Genomic DNA, 20,029 nt, shown 5'->3' with positions numbered 1-20,029 from the left:
TAGGTGACTTTATGATTCAAGCTATTCCTATTTATAGCATCTCCGAGATATAATCAGCGGATAGACCCACTAAGGACAAACACAAAATGCCTAGAGCAAGTGAAATTAAAAAAGGTTTTGCTATCACAGTAGAAAGCAAAACAGTGATCGTTAAAGATATCGAAGTAACAACACCAGGCGGCCGTGGCGGCCAAAAGATTTACCGCTTCCGTGGTAACGATGTAGCAACTGGCGTTAAAACTGAAGTTCGCCACAAGGCTGACGAAATTGTTGAAACTATTGACGTAACTAAGCGTGCAGTAATGTTCTCTTACGTTGATGGCAACGAGTACATCTTCATGGACAACGAAGATTACACACAATTCATCTTCAACGGTGAGACTATCGAAGACGAACTACTGTTCATCAACGAAGAAACTCAAGGCATGTACGCGATCCTTATCGACGGCAACGCTGCAACGCTTGAGCTACCAACATCTGTTGAACTAGTTATCGAAGAGACTGATCCTTCAATCAAAGGTGCATCAGCGTCTGCTCGTACTAAGCCTGCTCGTCTTTCTACAGGTCTTACTATTCAAGTACCTGAATACATCGCGACTGGCGACAAAGTAGTAGTAAACACTGCTGAACGTAAATACATGAACCGCGCAAGCTAAGATACTTATTATGACCGAAGCTAACGACCTAATGTCTTATGACGACGCAATTGACACTGCATACGACATCTTCCTAGAGATGGCACCTGACAACCTAGAGCCTGCAGACGTGATTCTTTTCACTGCTCAGTTTGAAGATCGTGGCGCAGCAGAGCTTGTTGAAACTGGCGATGATTGGGTTGAACATGTTGGCTTTGAAGTCGACAAAGAGATCTACGCTGAAGTGCGCATTGGTCTTGTGAATGAAGCTGATGACGTTCTAGACGACGTATTTGCTCGCATGTTAATCAGCCGTGACCCAGAACATAAGTTCTGTCACATGCTGTGGAAACGTGACTAATACCGCTGTTGACGCTCATCAGCATGAGTAAACAAGTATTCATGTAAGCGAGTTAAAAGTTAGCCGAGCCGATTGCTCGGCTATTTTTATCACGCCATTTCTCATCATGATTACTCACTTTCATCATCAACGTTAGATTCACTGATTATGACCAAAGCAAAAACAGACACACAATCAAAAGGCTATGCCTGCATTGGCCTAGTTAACCCAAAGACGCCTGAAAACGTAGGCTCTGTAATGCGAGCTGCTGGCTGCTACGGCGCCAACTCTGTGTTTTACACTGGCACACGCTACGACCATGCGCGAAAATTCCATACCGATACCAAAGAAAAGCACTTAGCCCTGCCTTTGATTGGTGTTGAAGAGCTGAAAGATATTATTCCAGTAGGCTGCGTGCCGGTTGCTGTTGATCTGATTGAAGGTGCTAAGCCTCTACCTGATTACAAGCACCCACCACGTGCGTTTTACATTTTTGGCCCAGAAGATGGCACGCTAAAGAAAGAAATCACAGATTTCTGTCGTGAGACGATTTACGTTCCGACCAACGGCTGTATGAATCTAGCGGCATCAGTGAATGTAGTGCTTTACGACCGATTAGCGAAAGGCGATAACTTCTCGAATCATAAGTAAATAGAACGAGATACGAGATGCGAAAAGATTTATAGATACGTGTAAACGAGATAAGAGATGCGAAGAGCATGCTTACTGCCGATTATGGCAGTATGTTTTCGATACTCGATTACTCGCATCCCGCATCTGCTATTTCTCCAGACGTAAAAAAACCTGCTCAATGAGCAGGTTTTTTAGTATTCAGTGCTTTCAGCTAATGAAGCTTTACGCGTAAGAAATTACGTAATTACTGACGTGTTCTTGGCTTAGCTGGTTTAGCCGGACGACCGTTGTTCAGTTTAGGCTTACTTTTGTTAGCCTGAGGTTTGCCTTTGTTTGCAGCTGGAGCGCTACGACCTGAATCAGGTGTTGTAGTACCGCGAGTTGCAGGCTTCTTACGCTTAGTTTGGTTGCTACGGCCTTTTGGTGCGTTTGCACGCTCTTCGTGACGTTTAACAGCACGACGAATTTTTTGGCTACGAGAACGCTCACGCTTACGAGAAGTGTTTGAAGGATCAAGATCCAACAGTGTCTCTTTCTCAGGCTTAAGCTCAACAAGCTCACGCAAGTAGTTAACTTCTTGAAGATCTAGCTCTTTCCAACCGCCACGAGGCAGTTTCTTATCAAGGTAGATATCACCGTAACGTACACGTTTCAGGCGGCTTACTGTTGTTTCTTGTGATTCCCAAAGACGACGAACTTCACGGTTACGACCTTCGTTAATCGCTACATAGAAAGTATGGTTCATACCTTCACCACCAGCGTAAACCACATCTTCAAAACGAGCCATGCCGTCTTCTAGTTGTACGCCACGAGTAACGTTTTTAACTTTCTGCTCAGTCACTTCACCGAATACACGTACTAGGTACTCACGTTCAACCTGACGGCTTGGGTGCATTAGACGGTTTGCAAGCTCACCATCAGTAGTGAAAAGCAAAAGGCCTGATGTGTTTGCATCAAGACGACCAACTGAAATCCAACGAGAACCACGGATCTTAGGTAGACGATCGAAAACAGTACGGCGGCCTTCAGGATCGTGACGAGTACAAAGCTCACCTTCAGGTTTGTAGTAAGCAAGTACACGACAAACCACTTCTTCAGAAGCCTTGCCTGAAACAGTATGGCCATCGATACGGATCACTGAGTTCTCGTCTTCAAGACGCTCGCCCAGTTTCGCAACTTGACCGTTAACACTTACACGACCAGATTTGATTAAACCTTCTAGTTCACGACGAGAACCGTGACCAGCTCGCGCTAAAACCTTCTGTAATTTTTCGCTCATTTACTCTTTTCTACCTAATTGTCGTCTTCACAGACGTCGAATGAATTTTTCGCGACCAAATCGCGGTCGCGTATTATCGCAAATAACCTGCCAAAAAGCACTTGTTATTTACTGTGGCAGGTTTGCTGTATCGTTACAGACTGTTAATCAGTAAAGCGATTATTCAAACGGCGCAGGATCGCCAGCACCACGACGTAGAACCACGGCATCATCGTCACTGAAGTCAATAACCGTCGTCGGTTGCTCACCTAAGTAACCGCCATTCAAAATGACATCAACCGCATGTTCTAGGCTGTCACGAATTTCTTCTGGATCCGACTCCGTAGTCTCGTTACCCGGCAGAATCAGAGACGTCGACATTAATGGTTCACCCATCGCTTCCAAAAGGTCGAGTGCAATCTTGTTGTCTGGGACACGAATACCAATCGTTTTACGCTTGGCGTTCATCAAACGCTTTGGCACTTCTTTGGTTGCTTTAAAGATAAACGTGTAAGCACCTGGCGTGTGTGCTTTCAGCAGACGGAAAGCCACGTTATCAACGCGTGCATACAGTGATAACTCAGAAAGATCACGGCATAACAAGGTGAAATTGTGCTTGTCATCGATGCGACGAATTTTACAGATACGTTCAAGTGCTTGTTTGTTTTCAAGCTGACAGCCCAGCGCATAACCGGAATCTGTTGGATAAACCACAACGCCGCCATTGCGAATAATCGCAACCGCTTGAGTAATTAAGCGTGCTTGTGGGTTATCTGGGTGTACATAAAAAAACTGGCTCATTGTTGATCCTCGTTATCGAATCTCTCGACTCTATCATCAGAAGGAGCTGGCTCACCTAAAGACTATTCAGATGGTGAAACCGTTTGAAACTCCCAATCTTTCCATACTTCTTCGACCCCAGAAGGTAGCCAGAGATTGCGTCCAAGTTCCATCCACGGAGATGGGTAATGGAAATCACTGCCTTGGGAGGCTAATAGTTTGTATTGTATAGCATAATCCGCGAGTGTGCGTCTTTCTTGTTGCGCTTGCTGAGGTTGAGCTACTTCCATCGCATCCCCTTTCGCTTCAACAAATGCCGCTAGCAGGCGCTTAACCCACTTGGCTGTAAGTCCATATCGCCCAGGGTGAGCGAGTACGGCTTGTCCACCAGCAGCATGAATAGCCGTGACAGCATCACTCATTGAACACCAAGTTGGCGGCACATAACCTGGGTTATTACGAGTAAGAAACTTTTTAAACACCTGCTGCATAGTTTTCGCATAGCCATTGTCGACTAGCCACTTAGCAAAGTGAGCGCGAGTGATTGGTGCATCACCCGCAATCAATTTAACTTCTTCTAACACCCCTTCACGAGTCGCTTTCTCAAGACGGTGAGCGATCATCTCAGCACGCCCAATACGGTGTTGCTTCTGTTGTTCAATGAGCGCTTTGAGTTCTGGTGACTCAGGATCAACGTTTAACCCAACAATATGGATATCTTTGTTTTGCCAAACAGTCGAAATCTCAATGCCGTTTATCAACTGAATAGGAAGGTTGTTATCCGCAATGTAGCTGCGTGCTTCAGCAAGCCCATCAGTCGTGTCATGATCTGTAATCGCTAGCGCTTCGATGTTAAAGCCAAGCGCTCGGTCAATTAGCTCAGGTGGAGTAAGTCGGCCATCTGAGGCTGTTGTATGACTATGTAGATCAATTCTCATATATTCTTTTTCATTGTTTTCAATTTTTATCGTTATATTTGTGTCAACACACTTGACCCGCAAGCAGAAAACTAGTTAACTAGTACACAAATACGAAGTATCACATTTGATAGGTTCACCATGTTACAAGAATTTAACCAAAACCATAAAGATAAAGTTTTAGAACTTTCTTCAGTAGAAGCAAGTTCAGAGCTTAATTCGTGGCGCACTTGGACAAGTTCTTGGTGGGCTAACGTGTACTTCTAATTAAACAGTTTGTTTATAAAAAAGTTATCACTAAGCCCGCTTTAATAGCGGGCTTTTTAATTTGTCGAACATCTCACATTCAACTGACTAACAAATCATCGAATTGACCATATTCTAGATTGGGTGAAAGGTATCTTTATGCGACTATGTACGGCAGGAAATTTAAAGAATCATAAAGGAGGTCTTGTGAACAAGGCCATTGAAATCAAAAAGCTGGGAACCATTGAGGTCATCAATTCCTCAGTTCCTTACTCGCAAGATCCAACCAGCGTTTTTCATACTTTGTGTGAAAACAAAACTGATAGTCTTTTGTTGGAATCTGCCGAGATTGAATCTAAACAGAACCTGACAAGCCTACTCCTTATCGACTCTGCTGTTCGCATCGTATGTCGCGGACATGAAGTAACCTTTCAAGCATTGACTGAAAACGGTCAAGCGCTTATCGAACATCTCACTCAAAACGTGAAAGCAGAAATTAAATCTGACCTTACTGATAACGTTTTGACGCTGACTTTTATCGAACCAAGCAACGAATTAGACGAAGACTCACGTTTAAGAGAAGCCTCTTCATTCGATGCACTGCGTTTGGTTCAGCACAGCTTTGAGCAAGACGCGGATAACAAACACGCATTATTCATGGCGGGCTTATTCGCTTACGACATCGTGGCAAACTTTGAGCCACTAGGTGATGCTGAAGCAACCAACAATTGTCCTGACTTTGTATTCTACGTAGCTGAAACACTATTGCGTTTCGATCACCAAGAGAACGAAGGCCTACTTCACGCGAGCTTATTTGCTCAAGATGACAACATCAAAGCGCAATTAACTGACCGTCTAGCCGACATTCAAACTCAGTGTCAGTCCCTGAAAGCCATCACTGAAGTAACGCCGTTAGACAACGTTGAAGCTGTACCTAGCGTTTCAGATGAAGACTTCTGCCAAACGGTTCGTGATTTAAAAGAGTACGTAGTTAAAGGCGATGTATTCCAAGTGGTACCTTCACGCCGCTTCACTCTACCTTGCCCTGCCCCACTGGCGGCTTATAAAGAACTCAAACAAAGCAACCCAAGCCCTTACATGTTCTACATGCAAGACGAGCTGTTTACTCTGTTCGGTGCATCTCCAGAAAGCGCGCTGAAATACGAGACAGAAACCAACCAAATCGAGATCTACCCGATTGCTGGTACTCGTCGTCGTGGTAAGCGCCCTGACGGTCAAATCGATTTCGACCTAGACAGCCGTATCGAGCTTGAACTGCGTACCGACAAGAAAGAAAACGCCGAGCACATGATGCTAGTTGACCTAGCGCGTAACGATGTGGCACGTATTGCCGAAGCTGGCACTCGCCACGTAGCAGACTTACTGAAAGTAGACCGCTACAGCCATGTAATGCACTTGGTTTCTCGTGTTGTTGGTCAGCTCCGTGAAGACTTAGATGCTCTGCACGCTTACCAAGCTTGTATGAACATGGGCACGCTAACGGGCGCACCAAAAATCCGCGCAATGCAGCTTATTCGAGACGTAGAAAAAACGCGTCGTGGTAGCTACGGTGGTGCAGTCGGTTATCTAACTGGTGAAGGGACTCTAGATACTTGTATCGTAATTCGCTCTGCTTACGTTGAAGATGGCGTGGCACAAGTACAAGCAGGCGCTGGGGTCGTATTTGACTCAGACCCACAAGCAGAAGCCGATGAAACTCGCGGCAAGGCACAAGCGGTTATCTCAGCGATTCAAGCTGCACACACTAAAAGCGCTGCAGTAAATCAGAACACATCAAACAAGAAGGAGTCGTAATCATGGCTGATATTGTATTCATCGATAACTTCGACTCATTCACTTACAACCTTGTAGACCAGTTTCGTTCATTAGGTCACAGCGTAAAGATTTACCGTAACAACATTCCGGCAAAGGTTGTTGAAGCGGCGATCAACGAACTAGACAACCCTGTTGCACTGCTTTCACCAGGCCCTGGCGCTCCAGCAGATGCGGGCTGTATGCCAGAGCTGATTCAGCTTCTAAAAGGTAAAGTGCCAATGATTGGTATTTGCTTAGGCCACCAAGCGATTGTTGAAGCCTATGGCGGCACCGTTGCAGGCGCTGGCGAAATCATTCATGGTAAGGTGTCGATGATGGAACACCAAAACCATGCGACTTACCAAGGCTTACCTTCGCCATTGGCTATCGCTCGCTACCACTCTTTAGTGGCAACGCATGTATCTGATAGCCTAACGGTGACCGCTGAAGTAGATGATTTGGTGATGTCTGTGGTTCAAGAACAAGACAAGGTGTGTGGATTCCAATTCCACCCTGAATCAATTATGACGACCTACGGTGCAACGCTTCTAGCAAACGCTATCGAATGGGCTCTTGAGAAACCTCTTCGCCTTGAAAAGACTGGAAAATAGGAAACGATCATGGAACAGATTAATAAACTTTACGAACAGCAGTCTCTTACTCAAGAAGAAAGCCAACAGTTATTTGATGTGATCATCAAGGGTGAACTAGACCCAATCTTGATGGCTTCTGCGCTAACTGCACTGAAAATCAAAGGCGAAACGCCCGATGAAATTGCAGGCGCAGCAAAAGCACTACTTGCGAATGCAAACCCGTTCCCGCGCCCTGATTATGATTTCGCAGACATCGTAGGTACAGGTGGCGACGGTCACAACACCATCAATATCTCGACGACTTCTGCATTTGTTGCCGCAGCGTGTGGCTTAAAAGTCGCGAAGCACGGTAACCGCAGCGTATCGAGCAAATCAGGCTCTTCTGACTTACTGGATTCGTTCGGTATCAACCTAGCGATGACAGCTGAAGACACACGTACGGCTGTTGATGAACTTGGCGTAGCATTCCTATTTGCTCCGCAATATCACGTCGGTGTACGTCACGCGATGCCTGTTCGTCAGACGATGAAAACGCGCACTATCTTCAACATCCTTGGTCCACTGATTAACCCTGCTCGCCCTAATATCGAGTTAATGGGTGTTTACAGCAAAGAGCTCGTCCGCCCTATCGCGGAAACCATGCTGAAAATGGGTATGAAGCGTGCTGCCGTTGTGCATGGTAGTGGCCTTGATGAAGTGGCTATTCATGGCGAGACAATCGTTGCTGAAATTAAAGATGGCAAAATTCACGAGTACACAGTGACACCGGCAGACTTTGGCCTGAACACTCACCCTCTTGAAGCAATCAAGGGCGGCGAGCCAGAAGAGAACAAAGCCATCACAACCGATATCCTGACGGGTAAAGGCACTGATGCTCAAGTTGGCGCAGTGGCAGTCAACGTTGCTCTACTGATGCGTCTGTTTGGTCACGAAGACCTAAAAGCCAACGCACAGCAAGCAATTGACGCGATGAACTCTGGCAAAGCATACGAGCTTGTACAAAAGCTTGCTGCACACGCCTAACGAACGACGAATCGAGACAAAGAACATGACACAGACTACCGATAAACTGTCGACCCACGTTTCAGTCAAAGAAGCTGAAATGGCGGAAGTATTAGCAAAAATCGTTCGTGATAAATACCAATGGGTTGAAGCGCGTAAGCAGACTCAACCATTAGACGAGTTTAAAGCGTCACTAACTGCAACAGACCGCAGCTTTTATGACGCTCTGAGCGGAGAACAAACGGTTTTCATCACTGAATGTAAAAAGGCCTCTCCGTCAAAAGGTTTAATCCGTGACGAGTTTGACCTCGACTACATTGCTTCTGTTTACAACAACCACGCAAACGCGATTTCTGTGCTGACAGACGAGAAGTACTTCCAAGGTGACTTTGAGTTTTTACCTAAAGTTCGCAGCATTGCTAAGCAGCCTATCCTGTGTAAAGACTTCATGGTTGATACCTACCAAGTGTATCTAGCTCGTCATTACTCAGCTGATGCTATCTTGTTAATGCTATCGGTATTAGATGACGAAGAGTACAAAGCGCTGGCGGAAGTCGCTCACTCACTCAACATGGGTGTATTGACCGAAGTCAGCAACGAAGAAGAGCTTCACCGTGCAGTCGCTCTAAACGCTAAGGTGATCGGCATTAACAACCGTAATCTTCGTGACCTTTCGACTGATTTGAACCGTACTAAAGAGTTGGCGCCGCTGATTCGCGAACTGGCTCCAAACGCAGTTGTGATTTCAGAGTCTGGCATCTACACACATCAACAAGTTCGTGACCTTTCAACGTTTGCAGATGGCTTCCTAATCGGTAGCTCTCTAATGGCAGAGAAGAACCTCGAGCTTGCGGTACGCAAAGTAACACTGGGTGAAAACAAGGTGTGTGGTTTAACTCACTCTGACGATGCAGCAAAGGCTTATCAAGCTGGTGCGGTATTCGGTGGTCTGATATTCGTTGAAGCATCTAAGCGTCATGTGGATATCGAAGCGGCTCGTTTGACTATGAGCGGCGCACCTTTGAACTACGTGGGTGTGTTCCAAAACCACAGCGTTACTGACGTTGCGAAAACGGTTTCTGAGCTAGGCCTGTTCGCTGTGCAATTGCACGGTGATGAGTCTCAAGCGTTTGTCGATGAGCTAAAACAGTCACTACCTGAAAGCGTTGAGATTTGGAAAGCTTACGGTGTTGCTTCTGGTGCTGCTTCCGGTGCTAAAAGCTCGCTACCAGAATTACTGGAAAGCAACGTGACTCGTCACCTGCTAGATACTAAAGTGGGTTCTCAAACTGGTGGCACAGGCCAAGTGTTCGATTGGAACCTAATCAACAACCAAAGCGCAATCATGTTGGCGGGTGGTCTAACCCCAGAAAATGCTAACCAAGCGGCTAAGTTGGGTTGCTTAGGATTAGACCTAAACTCTGGTGTTGAATCTGCTCCAGGCAAAAAAGACGCAGACAAACTGCAACGTGCTTTTGCTGCGATTCGTAATTACTAGTCCAAGCTCGGCGCTAGAAATTAGAAAGCAGAAACTAAAAACATATTTGTGAGCTTTGCCTTTTGCGAAGCTCAAACAAGATTAAATGACTTGGTGTGAATACACATCAGTAGAATTGAAGGAATAACACAATGGCTAAACTCGATGCCTACTTTGGTGAATACGGTGGTCAATACGTACCGCAGATCCTAGTGCCAGCACTAGACCAACTTGAACAAGCATTTATCGATGCACAAGCCGATCCTGAGTTCCGCAGCGAATTCATGACGCTTCTTCAAGAGTACGCTGGTCGTCCAACGGCACTAACGCTAGCACGCAACCTAACAAAAGGTACAAAAACAAAACTGTACCTAAAGCGTGAAGATCTACTTCACGGCGGTGCTCACAAGACAAACCAAGTTCTTGGTCAAGCATTGCTAGCAAAACGTATGGGTAAGCAGGAAATCATCGCTGAAACTGGCGCAGGCCAACACGGTGTGGCAACGGCTCTAGCGTGTGCTCTACTAGGTCTTAAGTGTCGTGTTTACATGGGTGCAAAAGACGTTGAACGTCAAAGCCCGAACGTGTTCCGTATGAAGCTGATGGGCGCAGAGGTTATCCCTGTTCATTCTGGCTCTTCAACGCTAAAAGATGCGTGTAACGAAGCACTACGTGACTGGTCTGCAACTTATGAAGACGCGCATTACCTATTGGGTACTGCAGCGGGTCCTCACCCATTCCCAACGATTGTTCGTGATTTCCAACGCATGATTGGTGAAGAAACGAAGAACCAAATTCTAGCTCGTGAAGGTCGCCTTCCTGATGCGGTTATCGCTTGTGTCGGCGGTGGTTCGAACGCTATCGGTATGTTTGCGGATTTCATTGAAGAAGAAACTGTTCGCCTAATCGGTGTAGAGCCGGCTGGTAAAGGTATTGATACCGACCAACACGGCGCGCCGCTTAAGCACGGTAAAACCGGTATCTTCTTCGGCATGAAAGCGCCACTGATGCAAGATGAGAACGGCCAAGTAGAAGAGTCTTACTCTGTATCTGCGGGTCTAGACTTCCCATCAGTTGGTCCTCAACACGCGCACCTAAATGCTATTGGCCGTGCTGAATACGACAACGTGACCGACGACGAAGCGCTAGAAGCGTTCCAATTGATTGCACGTAAAGAAGGTATTATCGCAGCGCTAGAGTCATCTCATGCTTTGGCTCATGCTGTTAAAATGGCTCACGATGACCCAGAGAAAGAACAGCTATTAGTGGTTAATCTATCTGGTCGTGGTGATAAAGACATCTTCTCTGTACACGACATTCTTAAAGAGAAAGGAGCATTATAATGGATCGCTATCAATCACTCTTCACTCGCTTAGCTGAAAAGAATCAGGGCGCATTTGTACCATTCGTAACGGTTGGCGATCCTAACCCTCAGCAGTCTCTTAAGATCATGGAAACACTCGTTGAAGCGGGTGCTGATGCACTTGAACTTGGTATTCCATTCTCAGATCCGCTTGCAGATGGCCCGACAATCCAAGGTGCAAACATTCGTGCGTTAGATTCTAAAGTCACGCCAGATGTGTGTTTTGATCTTATTGGTCAAATTCGTGCTAAATACCCAGAGCTACCAATCGGCCTACTGATGTACGCAAACTTGGTGTACGCACGTGGTATCGAGAACTTCTACGAGCGTTGTGCTAATGCAGGTATCGATTCAGTATTGATTGCTGATGTACCAACCAACGAGAGTGGCGAGTTTGTTGCTGCAGCTAAGAAGTTTGGTATTCACCCAATCTTTATTGCTCCACCAACAGCAAGTGATGAGACGCTTCAATCGGTTTCTGAGCTAGGTGGTGGTTACACTTACCTACTTTCTCGTGCTGGCGTAACGGGTGCAGAAACCAAAGCAAACATGCCTGTGACAGCCCTACTTGACCGTTTGAACAAGTTTGATGCGCCACCAGCACTGCTTGGTTTCGGTATCTCTGCTCCTGAGCAAGTAAAAGAAGCCATCGAAGCTGGCGCTGCTGGTGCTATCTCTGGCTCTGCGGTTGTGAAAATCATTGAAAACAACGTTGAACAACCAGAAGCAATGCTTAAAGCACTTGCTGAGTTTGTTACGCCAATGAAAGCGGCAACGCAAAAATAATAAATAGGCTCCCACTAGTGCGATAATTTGCGCTGTGGGAGTTTTTCTCCGAGAACACGTCCAAACCCTCTCAATTGTTAAATTTCTGATAAAAACAACACCTCATACAAACCTGTAGCACACCTATAATACCCCACCAAAACATCACCACCATTTATAAAAATAATGACAAACCAAAAAGCAAACGTTTGCTTTAGTATGAAAAATCATCAAATGACATTTGATTACTGCTTTTTGGTGTTCTTTCATCTCTGCTCATATTGATAAATGTAAAAGATACGTGTAAAACTTCTCGCGAAATATTAATCCAATGGTACATCGTACATTGGTGAGTAGTTCTGGGATTTTTATATTTAGTAGCACAGAGGTTATGGAAGTGTTAAAAGAAAAGAGTTTACTAAGCAACATCGGCGTTCAAGTCGTTATTGCAATGATCATCGGTACCGCTGTCGGTGCAATGATGGGTGACAGCGCAACAATGTTCGCTCCACTGGGCGCAATCTTCATCAATTTAATCAAGATGCTGGTTATTCCTCTAGTCGCAGTTGCCCTAATTTCAGGTGCTGCAGGTCTAGGTAATAGCTCATCAGCAGGTAAAGTTGGTGTGGTTACACTGGGTTACTTTGCACTAACGTCTGCACTTGCTGTAGCACTAGCGCTTGTAATGGGTGAAGTATTCGAACCGGGTCGTGGTATCGATGTTTCTGGCGTTGAAGGTATGTTCTCTTCTGAATACGCTGCGAAAGGCGAACTTCCAACGTTCTGGGCAACCATCACGGGCATGATCCCTACCAACGTTTTCCAATCACTGAACGAAGCTAACATTCTGCAAATTCTCGTTTTCTGCTTATTCTTCGGTATTGCGATTTCTAAACAAGCGAAAGAAAAACGCGACCCAATCATCAATGGCGTAAACGCGATTGTTGACGCTATGGTTTGGATGATCAACAAGGTTATGATCATTGCACCACTTGGCGTATTTGGCCTAATGGCAGAAGCAGTCGGTACATTCGGTTTTGGCGCACTTATGGTCGTGTTCAAGCTGTTCATTGTCTACATTGCTGCGATTCTTATCTTCGGCTTTGTTGCTTACCCGCTAATGATTCAAATCTTCACTAAGACTTCTGCGAAGAAGTTCCTAGTGGCGATGAAGAAGCCTCAAGCGGTTGCACTATCAACAGCATCTTCAATGGCGACACTGCCAGTAACAATGGAAACGGTAGAGAAAGAACTTGGCGTTCGTAACTCTACGGCTTCATTCGTTCTGCCTCTTGGTGCGACGATCAACATGTCTGGTAACGCAATTTACTACGGCCTAGTTGCTATCTTCTTCGCACAGCTGTTCAACATCGACCTTTCTATGGGTGCTTACGTTGCTATCATCGTAACGTCTACCCTAGGTGCAGTTGGTCAAGCAGGTGTTCCTGGTCCTTCTTTCCTAGTGGTTGCAGTTCTTCTAGCGGCTGGTATCCCTATCGAAGGTCTACCTCTGTTGTTCGCTCTAGACCGTATCTTCGACATGATCCGTACTGCTCTAAACATCACTGGTGATGCAGCATGTGCAGTCATCGTTGATTCTCTAATCGAAGACGAAGCGAAAGAAGCTGAGCTACAAAAACAGCAAGCGTAATATTAAGCTTCAGTTTGATTGATAAATAAAACCGCCTTCATGAGGCGGTTTTTTTATTAGGTAATGATCGATATTGATTCGGTAAATCTTACCCTTGTCAGGCTAATTGATGAGTCCAAACGCACGAGGCAGAGCCAAACTAATTTCAGGAATAAAAGTAATGGCCAACAGTGTGACGATCAATACGGCACAAAACGGCATGATACTTCTTATAACGTTTTCAATCTTAGAGCCACTGACACTACAACCCACAAATAGCGCCGTACCAACGGGTGGCGTTGCAATGCCAATACATAAGTTGAAGATAATCATCATCGCGAAGTGAATTGGATGCATGCCTAAATGCTCAGCAATCGGCATAAAGATAGGGGTAAAGATCAATACGGCTGGCGTAAGGTCCATAAACATACCCACAATCAGTAGAATCAGGTTCATCAGAATAAAGATGATAATTGGATTGTCTGAAATAGAGAGCATCCAATCACTGATCATGGTTGGTAGACCGGTAAACGCCATTGCCCATGACATAATGGTAGAAGCACCAATCAAGAACAGCATAATGCCAGTAACCTGAACCGTTTCTCTACAAATTATCGGAAAGTGTGCCCATTTGAGGGTTCGGTAACAGAGTGACAGTATAAAAGAGTATAGAACCGCTATACATGCCCCTTCTGTTGCAGTGAATATACCACCAATAATACCGCCAATAACAACAACAATAAGCCCTAAGCTTGGTGTTGCTTGCCAAACAATATTCAGCACATCTTTCGTTGTGAAGCCGTCATTCGCACTTGTTTTGTAGCCCTTCTTTTTAGCGATGAAATAGGCGACGACCATACAACTTAAGCCCATTAGAATACCTGGGACATACCCTGCGATAAACAACGCCGCAACGGATGTTCCACCCGATACCACTGAAAATACGATCAGTGAATTACTCGGCGGTATTAATAAGCCTGCCGGGCAAGATGCAACGTTTACTGCTGTTGCTAAGTTTTTATCATAACCATCTTTTTCTAATTCTGGGCCTAAGGTTTTACCAACCGCAGCTGCTGCTGCAACGGCTGATCCTGAAACGGCGCCAAACATCATATTGGCGAAGATGTTCACGTGAAAAAGTGAGCCCGGGATCCAACCAACCAAGAGCTTTGCAAGGTTGATGAGTCGACTCGCGATGCCACCTACATTCATTATATTCCCCGCGAGGATAAAGAAAGGGATGGCTAATAAACTGAAACTATCAATACCGGTAATGATTTTTTGACCCGCAGTAATACTGGCGACTTCAAACGGTAAGATGAAATACATGATGGTTAAAGATGACATGGCAATTGCAATCGCAATCGGCATGCTTATCGCGATCATGAATAAGAATAGGCCTAGCAGCCAAACACCAATGGACAAATCCATAATATAGAGTCCTTTTAAAACTTATTTTTTGTTGGGCTCACAAAAAAGATCAAACGTATTCATGACCAAATAAATGAGGATAATAACGGCTGAAATCGGCAATATTGAATACACCGTCGACATCGGTAATTGCAGTGCTGGAGAGAGTTGTTGTGTGGTTCTTCCCATTAGGGCGATGCCACCTTGAAGCATTGCTAGAAATACAAATGCGCCAGAAATGATATTGATGAGTACATGTAATGCGATATGTGCTTTACCCTTAAGATAACCATCCAATAACGTTATTGCTAAGTGTCCTTTGATACCGAATAAGTAGCTTGCTCCTAATAAGCCAAGCCATACCATCGCATAACGAGCAAGTTCATCAGTCCAGTTACTTGGATCATTCAAAACATAACGACTAAAGACCTGCCAAGTGACAGTAACGACAAGTAACATTAGTGCAAAAGAAGAGACAAAAAGAATCAGCCTATCAAGTAGGTTTCTGAAAGTTGCTAACATGGTGTGATACCTCAAAAAATTTTGCCTTAGCAAAGCCAAGGCAAAATTATATTTTCACTAAGACTGATTAAAGAGCTTCAATTTTTTCAATGAATGGAGCTAGTTTTGGATCTTTTTTCGCCTCATCAATCATAGGTTTAACAGCTGCACGGAAAGGGGCTTTATCAACTTCAACAAACGTGACACCTTCTTTCATTCCTTTCTCTTTGTTCATGTCATCTGTTGCATCCCAGATTTTGATCTGCTCTTCAAGAGACTCAGCAGCAGCTTCTTTTAAGATCTTTTGCTCTTCTGCCGTTAATGAACCCCATTTGTATTCTGAAATGATGATCACGTCAGGTGTCATCATGTGCTGGTCCATAGAGTAAAATTTGGCAACTTCACTGTGTTTCATTTCAACTAAGCTAGAAATATTATTCTCAGCACCATCAATTACACCTTGTTGCAGAGCCGTGTATACCTCATTGAAAGGTACAGGTGTTGCTTTACCACCAAGTAAGTTAACCATTTCCATCATGGTTGGAGAACCAGGAACTCGAACTTTCATACCAGCGAGATCTGCTGGTGAGTTGATGGCTTTCTTAGCGTAGAAGCTACGTGTGCCTGAGTCATAGAATGTAAGACCGATGAAACCTTTACCTTCGCTTGAAAGCAGCATCTCTTGTGCAGCTTCACTTCGCATGAAGGTTCTCATATGTGGAACGTCACGGAATAAGAAAGGCAGTGCATTAACCTTAAACGTTGGTTCAAAAGATTCGGCTAACCCACCATTGATTTTGGCCATATCAATCGCGCCAGTAACAACTTGCTCCGCTTGGTCACGTTCAGAGCCTAATTGACCGTTTGGAAAGATCTTAATCGTAAGTTCACCATTCGATTTTTCTTTAACTTTATCAGCCATGATCACCATGCCTTGGTGAGCTGCGCTTTCTAATGACATTGCATGCCCTAACGTCAAAGTTTTTGCTTGAGCGCCAAATGCCATAAGAATTGAAGCCGCTGCAATCGTCAGTAGGTGTTTTTTCATGTTCTTCTCCAGAATCCATTTTGTAAGAGGTACAGTTTTTATATGCAACGCTATAGCTAAGTTTGAAATCTAACGTTCTATTGCACATCGCTCATAGCAGTAACGTTTCATTACAATATTCTTACCTCTATGAATTTTGTATTACAATACTATATGTACATTTTGTGAACTAAGGTTTATCTATTGGCCTGAGAACCTAATTGATTGTGATACCAATCATATTTGGGACTAATTAGACCATTAAGCAGTCTAACTTCGGATTGTTTGGGAATTTCGATTACTTTCAACTGCTTTTAGAACAATCTCTTAGCAAAAAATTACCGATATATTTATGTTATTTTAAGACATTAAATTCAGTTATGGAGCACGACAAAGAAGGTCTCCTCGTTCTAAAACGCGAGTCGTGAACAGTGCTTTGTGAGGTGATGAAGGCAAGGTTTTCGGCTGAATTTAGGTAACAAGAATAGATAAAGGCAATAGAGAGAAGCTTGAGAGGATGAATTATTTGTAACAAAAATCCGAGAGCCTCACAGCCCTCGGATTTTTGTTTTTGGTGTTCTAATTTTTAGGCGTTAGACGAATTACAAATCAGCGCCATAGATATCAAACGTAAAGTACTTAGCGGCGATCTTGTCGTAAGTACCGTTCGCTCTGATCTCTTCAATCGCGGCATTGAATTGTTTCGCCAGTTTTGAATCCTGCTTTCTTAGTGCTAACGCCGTACCCTCGCCAATGTAGGCTTTGTCGGTTACTGCTTTACCTTTAAATTCAAAGCCCTCACCTTCTTTTTTATCTAAGAAAGCTAATGACAGTTGATCCGAGTTGCCAAAGGTTAGATCTAGACGACCATTTTGCAGATCCAGATAAACTTCATCTTGCCCTGTGTAACGCTTAATGTTGGCAACATTGCCAAACTTGTCGGTTACGTAGCGATCGTGAATCGTACCTTGCTGAACACCTATGGTTTTGCCCGCTAAGCCTGCCTGATCGACGCTGAACTCAGCGCTTTTAGCAGCAACAAATACGGCTGGTGTTTGGTAGTACTTATCAGTAAACAAGATCTTACGCTTACGCTCTTCGGTGATACGCATTGACGCCATGATCACATCTGACTTTCTTGCCAACAAACTTGGAATTAGCGAGTCCCAGCTTTGTGAAACCCAAGTACAATCGAGTTTAGCTTGCTCACACAAAGCATCAGCTATCTCAATATCAAACCCGACAGGCACACCGTCGCTGTTTTTATAGTTGAATGGCGGATACGTAAAGTCCGACGCCAAACGGATTTCTTTCGCCTGTACCGTTGTACCAAGTAAAGCGACCGCACAAGCGAGTCCTAGTATTATCTTTTTCATCATTGCCATCCTAGATATGATCTTTATCGAGTTGAGATTGAGTTTCTTTATGTTGAGCTTGTTGAATGTGTTTGCCTTGTTGACTCTGTTCTAATTCGGTTTGGTAACGTGTTAGTGACGTTATCACTTCTAGCATGCTCTCTTGGCTACCAATACTGATTCGAACACAGTTACGCAAAGCCGGTTCATGGTTTTGGTTCCTTGTCACAATGCCGTCCTTCGCCAAGACACTGAACACTTGATGCCCAGCTTTTTGACGCAGCAAAATGAAGTTTGTCGATGAAGGGTAAACAGACTCGATGAAATCAAACTGCGTTAACTCACAAGCAAACCAGTTACGCAGCTCAACCAGATTCTGCGTCGCATCTTGCATCACTGAGACTCGTTCATCAGACAACGCGTCTAATACAATTTGAGATGAGCAATCTGGCATCGGATAAGGTGGAATCAGCTTCGCGACATACTGCATCACATTTTGACTCGCTAAGATAAAACCACAACGAACTGCAGCCAGTCCAAATGCCTTAGACAAAGTGCGAATCACAACCAAGTGCGGATAACGCTCAATAAGGCTAACGGCTGACGTTTGTGGTTCAAATTCGATATACGCTTCATCGACGACCACTAGAGATTTTCCAGTCGTGCCTTCCAGTACCTGAATCAAATCCAATTTAGGAATCACATTGCCCGTTGGATTGTTTGGTGAGCAAAGAAACACGATATTCGCCAGTTTTGCCTTATTCACAATATCAGCGACGTTCAGGCTAAAGTCTTCCTGCAATGGAGAGTCCAAGGTATTAATCGCCAATGCATCGGCGCAAAACTCATACATTGCATACGTTGGTGAACAAATAAGTATATTGTCACTCGCTGGCTTACAGAATGTTCTGATAAGTAAATCTATCGCTTCATCGGCGCCACGAACGGCAACAGTCGCAGCATCAGTTCCGCAATACGCTTGATAAGCCTTTGCAATATCTTGCGGTAAAAAATCTGGGTATCTATTGTGGCTTGCTTCTCCTTGAAATAGCGAACTTTCCAATTCATTGGCGTTTAGCCAGACTCGTCCATCACCACCAATTCTTCTTGCCGATTGGTAAGGTATTAATTTTTTTACAGCCTGAGGCACTAAACTATCGATAAAAGATGTCAAGAAGCTATCCCTTTCACAAAATCACAATGTCTTCACCACTGCTTTCATATTCAAAAAATGTGACTTATACACATATTGAATCACAAATGATGATTAAGTATTTACATTCAAACAGAACACTATTGATAAATGAATCGAAATAATCACATAATAGCCATGATAAAAAGTCATAGGTAAAGATATGAATCGCACACTTCCTTCAACCAAAACCTTGCTCGCGTTCTTGTCGACGGCAAGACATCTCAACTTTACGCGCGCGGCACATGAGCTCAATGTTACGCAAGGTGCAGTGAGTCGTCAGGTATTGTCGTTTGAAGAAAGTCTTGGCTGTGATCTCTTCTATCGCCATGCTCGAGGATTGTCTTTAACGCCGAAAGGAGAAGAACTGGCTCCCCTGATACAAGGAACGATTCATCAACTGCAATCGGCTCTCAATCAAGTGGCTAGCTCTCCGTCTAAGATCAAACTCAACGCACCGAGCTGTATTACCTCTTGGCTACTACCTAAGTTGATGTCTTTTCAGCAAGCCTATCCTGAAATTGATGTCGAACTGACGTCGACCATCAAGCACGTCTTCGAACCAAGCTTTGATCCGTTTGACGCCGTAATTACCTATGGTAAGAAGCCAAACCAACAATCGATTATCAGCCAATTATTGTTTAACGAGCAGCTAGCGCCCGTTTGCCAAGCACAAAGCATTACACAGAGCCATCTTGTCGACGACGCATCGACCATCATCAAGCCACACAAGCTTGCCCAATACACTTGGCTACACGCCAACAATGAGCAAAGTGATTGGCGACTTTGGTTAGAGCACATAGGCAGCCACGACCTTTCAAGCAAGAACAACCAACAATTCGCAACACTCGATCAAGCTATGAACGCCGCCATTCAAGGGTTTGGCATTGCCATAGGCGACATCACACTGGCCAAGCAAGATATTGATTTAGGTAGATTGGTAAAAGTGAGTGAAGGCAGTGTTTTCTCTGGAAATGGTTACTTCTTGCTGCAACCCAAGAATCGACAAAATACATCCTTATCTACGCTTGTTGATTGGCTCGTCGATTAGCGGCAATCATTGTTGGTAGGCCTCTTTATAAGCGGCAGG

General features: G+C 44.6%; 20 protein-coding genes and 1 other annotated feature. Of the genes, 12 read left to right on the top strand and 8 right to left on the bottom strand.

Annotation, left to right across the window (positions count from 1 at the left end):
- Positions 1-86: 86 nt before the first annotated feature.
- From yeiP to AB4133_RS11170, 3 genes are all read left to right on the top strand, one after another.
- On the top strand, positions 87-656 hold the full coding sequence (yeiP, locus tag AB4133_RS11180; RefSeq protein WP_017055115.1) for an elongation factor P-like protein YeiP: 570 nt from the start codon (positions 87-89) through the stop codon (positions 654-656).
- A 10-nt stretch (positions 657-666) separates the two neighbouring features.
- On the top strand, positions 667-996 hold the full coding sequence (locus tag AB4133_RS11175; RefSeq protein WP_004741258.1) for an HI1450 family dsDNA-mimic protein: 330 nt from the start codon (positions 667-669) through the stop codon (positions 994-996).
- Positions 997-1,143: 147 nt separating this feature from the next.
- Entirely contained in the window at positions 1,144-1,626 is a 483-nt protein-coding gene (locus tag AB4133_RS11170; protein ID WP_017061495.1) for an RNA methyltransferase, read from the top strand.
- 226 nt (positions 1,627-1,852) lie between these two features.
- On the opposite strand, the gene rluB is transcribed toward AB4133_RS11170, so the two are convergent.
- The 3 genes from rluB to rnm form a co-directional block, all read right to left on the bottom strand.
- Complete coding sequence (gene rluB, locus AB4133_RS11165; RefSeq protein ID WP_017055112.1) at positions 1,853-2,887, bottom strand: 23S rRNA pseudouridine(2605) synthase RluB; 1,035 nt, start codon at positions 2,885-2,887, stop codon at positions 1,853-1,855.
- A gap of 159 nt (positions 2,888-3,046) precedes the next feature.
- A complete protein-coding gene (locus AB4133_RS11160) occupies positions 3,047-3,667 on the bottom strand; it encodes an L-threonylcarbamoyladenylate synthase (protein WP_009848751.1) in 621 nt (206 codons plus the stop codon).
- Positions 3,668-3,729: 62 nt separating this feature from the next.
- The gene (gene rnm, locus AB4133_RS11155; RefSeq protein WP_017061496.1) at positions 3,730-4,584 is read right to left on the bottom strand and encodes an RNase RNM; all 855 of its coding nucleotides are present in this window, start codon (positions 4,582-4,584) and stop codon (positions 3,730-3,732) included.
- A 120-nt stretch (positions 4,585-4,704) separates the two neighbouring features.
- Here rnm and AB4133_RS11150 point away from each other — a divergent pair, with 120 nt between their 5' ends.
- The 8 genes from AB4133_RS11150 (at position 4,705) to AB4133_RS11115 (ending at position 13,475) form a co-directional block, all read left to right on the top strand.
- On the top strand, positions 4,705-4,830 hold the full coding sequence (locus tag AB4133_RS11150; protein ID WP_372224470.1) for a Trp operon leader peptide: 126 nt from the start codon (positions 4,705-4,707) through the stop codon (positions 4,828-4,830).
- Positions 4,777-4,891 (top strand) — a sequence feature (Trp leader region). Its footprint overlaps the gene before it by 54 nt.
- A gap of 125 nt (positions 4,892-5,016) precedes the next feature.
- Complete coding sequence (locus AB4133_RS11145; protein ID WP_017070758.1) at positions 5,017-6,624, top strand: anthranilate synthase component 1; 1,608 nt, start codon at positions 5,017-5,019, stop codon at positions 6,622-6,624.
- Between the two features lie 2 nt (positions 6,625-6,626).
- Positions 6,627-7,235 carry an aminodeoxychorismate/anthranilate synthase component II gene (locus AB4133_RS11140; RefSeq protein WP_017063544.1) on the top strand — a complete coding sequence of 203 codons (609 nt, stop codon included), beginning with the start codon at positions 6,627-6,629 and terminating at the stop codon, positions 7,233-7,235.
- Between the two features lie 9 nt (positions 7,236-7,244).
- Positions 7,245-8,240: an anthranilate phosphoribosyltransferase gene (gene trpD / locus AB4133_RS11135; RefSeq protein ID WP_372224467.1), complete on the top strand. Its 996-nt coding sequence runs from the start codon at positions 7,245-7,247 to the stop codon at positions 8,238-8,240.
- Between the two features lie 25 nt (positions 8,241-8,265).
- Positions 8,266-9,717, top strand: coding sequence for a bifunctional indole-3-glycerol-phosphate synthase TrpC/phosphoribosylanthranilate isomerase TrpF (gene trpCF, locus AB4133_RS11130; RefSeq protein WP_372224466.1), 1,452 nt, complete (start codon positions 8,266-8,268; stop codon positions 9,715-9,717).
- A 131-nt stretch (positions 9,718-9,848) separates the two neighbouring features.
- The gene (gene trpB / locus AB4133_RS11125; protein ID WP_017063541.1) at positions 9,849-11,039 is read left to right on the top strand and encodes a tryptophan synthase subunit beta; all 1,191 of its coding nucleotides are present in this window, start codon (positions 9,849-9,851) and stop codon (positions 11,037-11,039) included.
- Positions 11,039-11,845 carry a tryptophan synthase subunit alpha gene (trpA, locus tag AB4133_RS11120; protein ID WP_017061501.1) on the top strand — a complete coding sequence of 269 codons (807 nt, stop codon included), beginning with the start codon at positions 11,039-11,041 and terminating at the stop codon, positions 11,843-11,845. The genes trpB and trpA overlap by 1 nt, the downstream gene beginning before the upstream one ends.
- Positions 11,846-12,155: 310 nt before the next feature.
- Positions 12,156-13,475 carry a dicarboxylate/amino acid:cation symporter gene (locus tag AB4133_RS11115; protein WP_017085898.1) on the top strand — a complete coding sequence of 440 codons (1,320 nt, stop codon included), beginning with the start codon at positions 12,156-12,158 and terminating at the stop codon, positions 13,473-13,475.
- 102 nt (positions 13,476-13,577) lie between these two features.
- Here the strand turns inward: AB4133_RS11115 and AB4133_RS11110 are convergent, their stop codons facing one another.
- The 5 genes from AB4133_RS11110 to hisC all read right to left on the bottom strand — a co-directional run bounded on the left by AB4133_RS11110 (position 13,578) and on the right by hisC (position 18,921).
- Positions 13,578-14,885, bottom strand: a complete 1,308-nt coding sequence (locus AB4133_RS11110; protein ID WP_010438025.1) for a TRAP transporter large permease — start codon at positions 14,883-14,885, stop codon at positions 13,578-13,580.
- Between the two features lie 21 nt (positions 14,886-14,906).
- Entirely contained in the window at positions 14,907-15,386 is a 480-nt protein-coding gene (locus tag AB4133_RS11105; protein WP_004736522.1) for a TRAP transporter small permease, read from the bottom strand.
- Between the two features lie 67 nt (positions 15,387-15,453).
- The gene (locus tag AB4133_RS11100) at positions 15,454-16,413 is read right to left on the bottom strand and encodes a TRAP transporter substrate-binding protein (RefSeq protein WP_017063537.1); all 960 of its coding nucleotides are present in this window, start codon (positions 16,411-16,413) and stop codon (positions 15,454-15,456) included.
- A 581-nt stretch (positions 16,414-16,994) separates the two neighbouring features.
- The gene (locus tag AB4133_RS11095) at positions 16,995-17,768 is read right to left on the bottom strand and encodes an ABC transporter substrate-binding protein (RefSeq protein ID WP_102398228.1); all 774 of its coding nucleotides are present in this window, start codon (positions 17,766-17,768) and stop codon (positions 16,995-16,997) included.
- Between the two features lie 10 nt (positions 17,769-17,778).
- Positions 17,779-18,921, bottom strand: coding sequence for a histidinol-phosphate transaminase (gene hisC / locus AB4133_RS11090; RefSeq protein ID WP_372224463.1), 1,143 nt, complete (start codon positions 18,919-18,921; stop codon positions 17,779-17,781).
- Between the two features lie 181 nt (positions 18,922-19,102).
- Here hisC and AB4133_RS11085 point away from each other — a divergent pair, with 181 nt between their 5' ends.
- Complete coding sequence (locus tag AB4133_RS11085; protein WP_372224461.1) at positions 19,103-19,990, top strand: LysR substrate-binding domain-containing protein; 888 nt, start codon at positions 19,103-19,105, stop codon at positions 19,988-19,990.
- Positions 19,991-20,029 lie beyond the last annotated feature (39 nt).

The sequence above is a fragment of the Vibrio sp. 10N.286.52.F8 genome, from assembly GCF_041468745.1.
GTDB lineage: Bacteria > Pseudomonadota > Gammaproteobacteria > Enterobacterales > Vibrionaceae > Vibrio > Vibrio crassostreae_C.
This window is presented reverse-complemented; position numbering and strand designations above follow the sequence as displayed.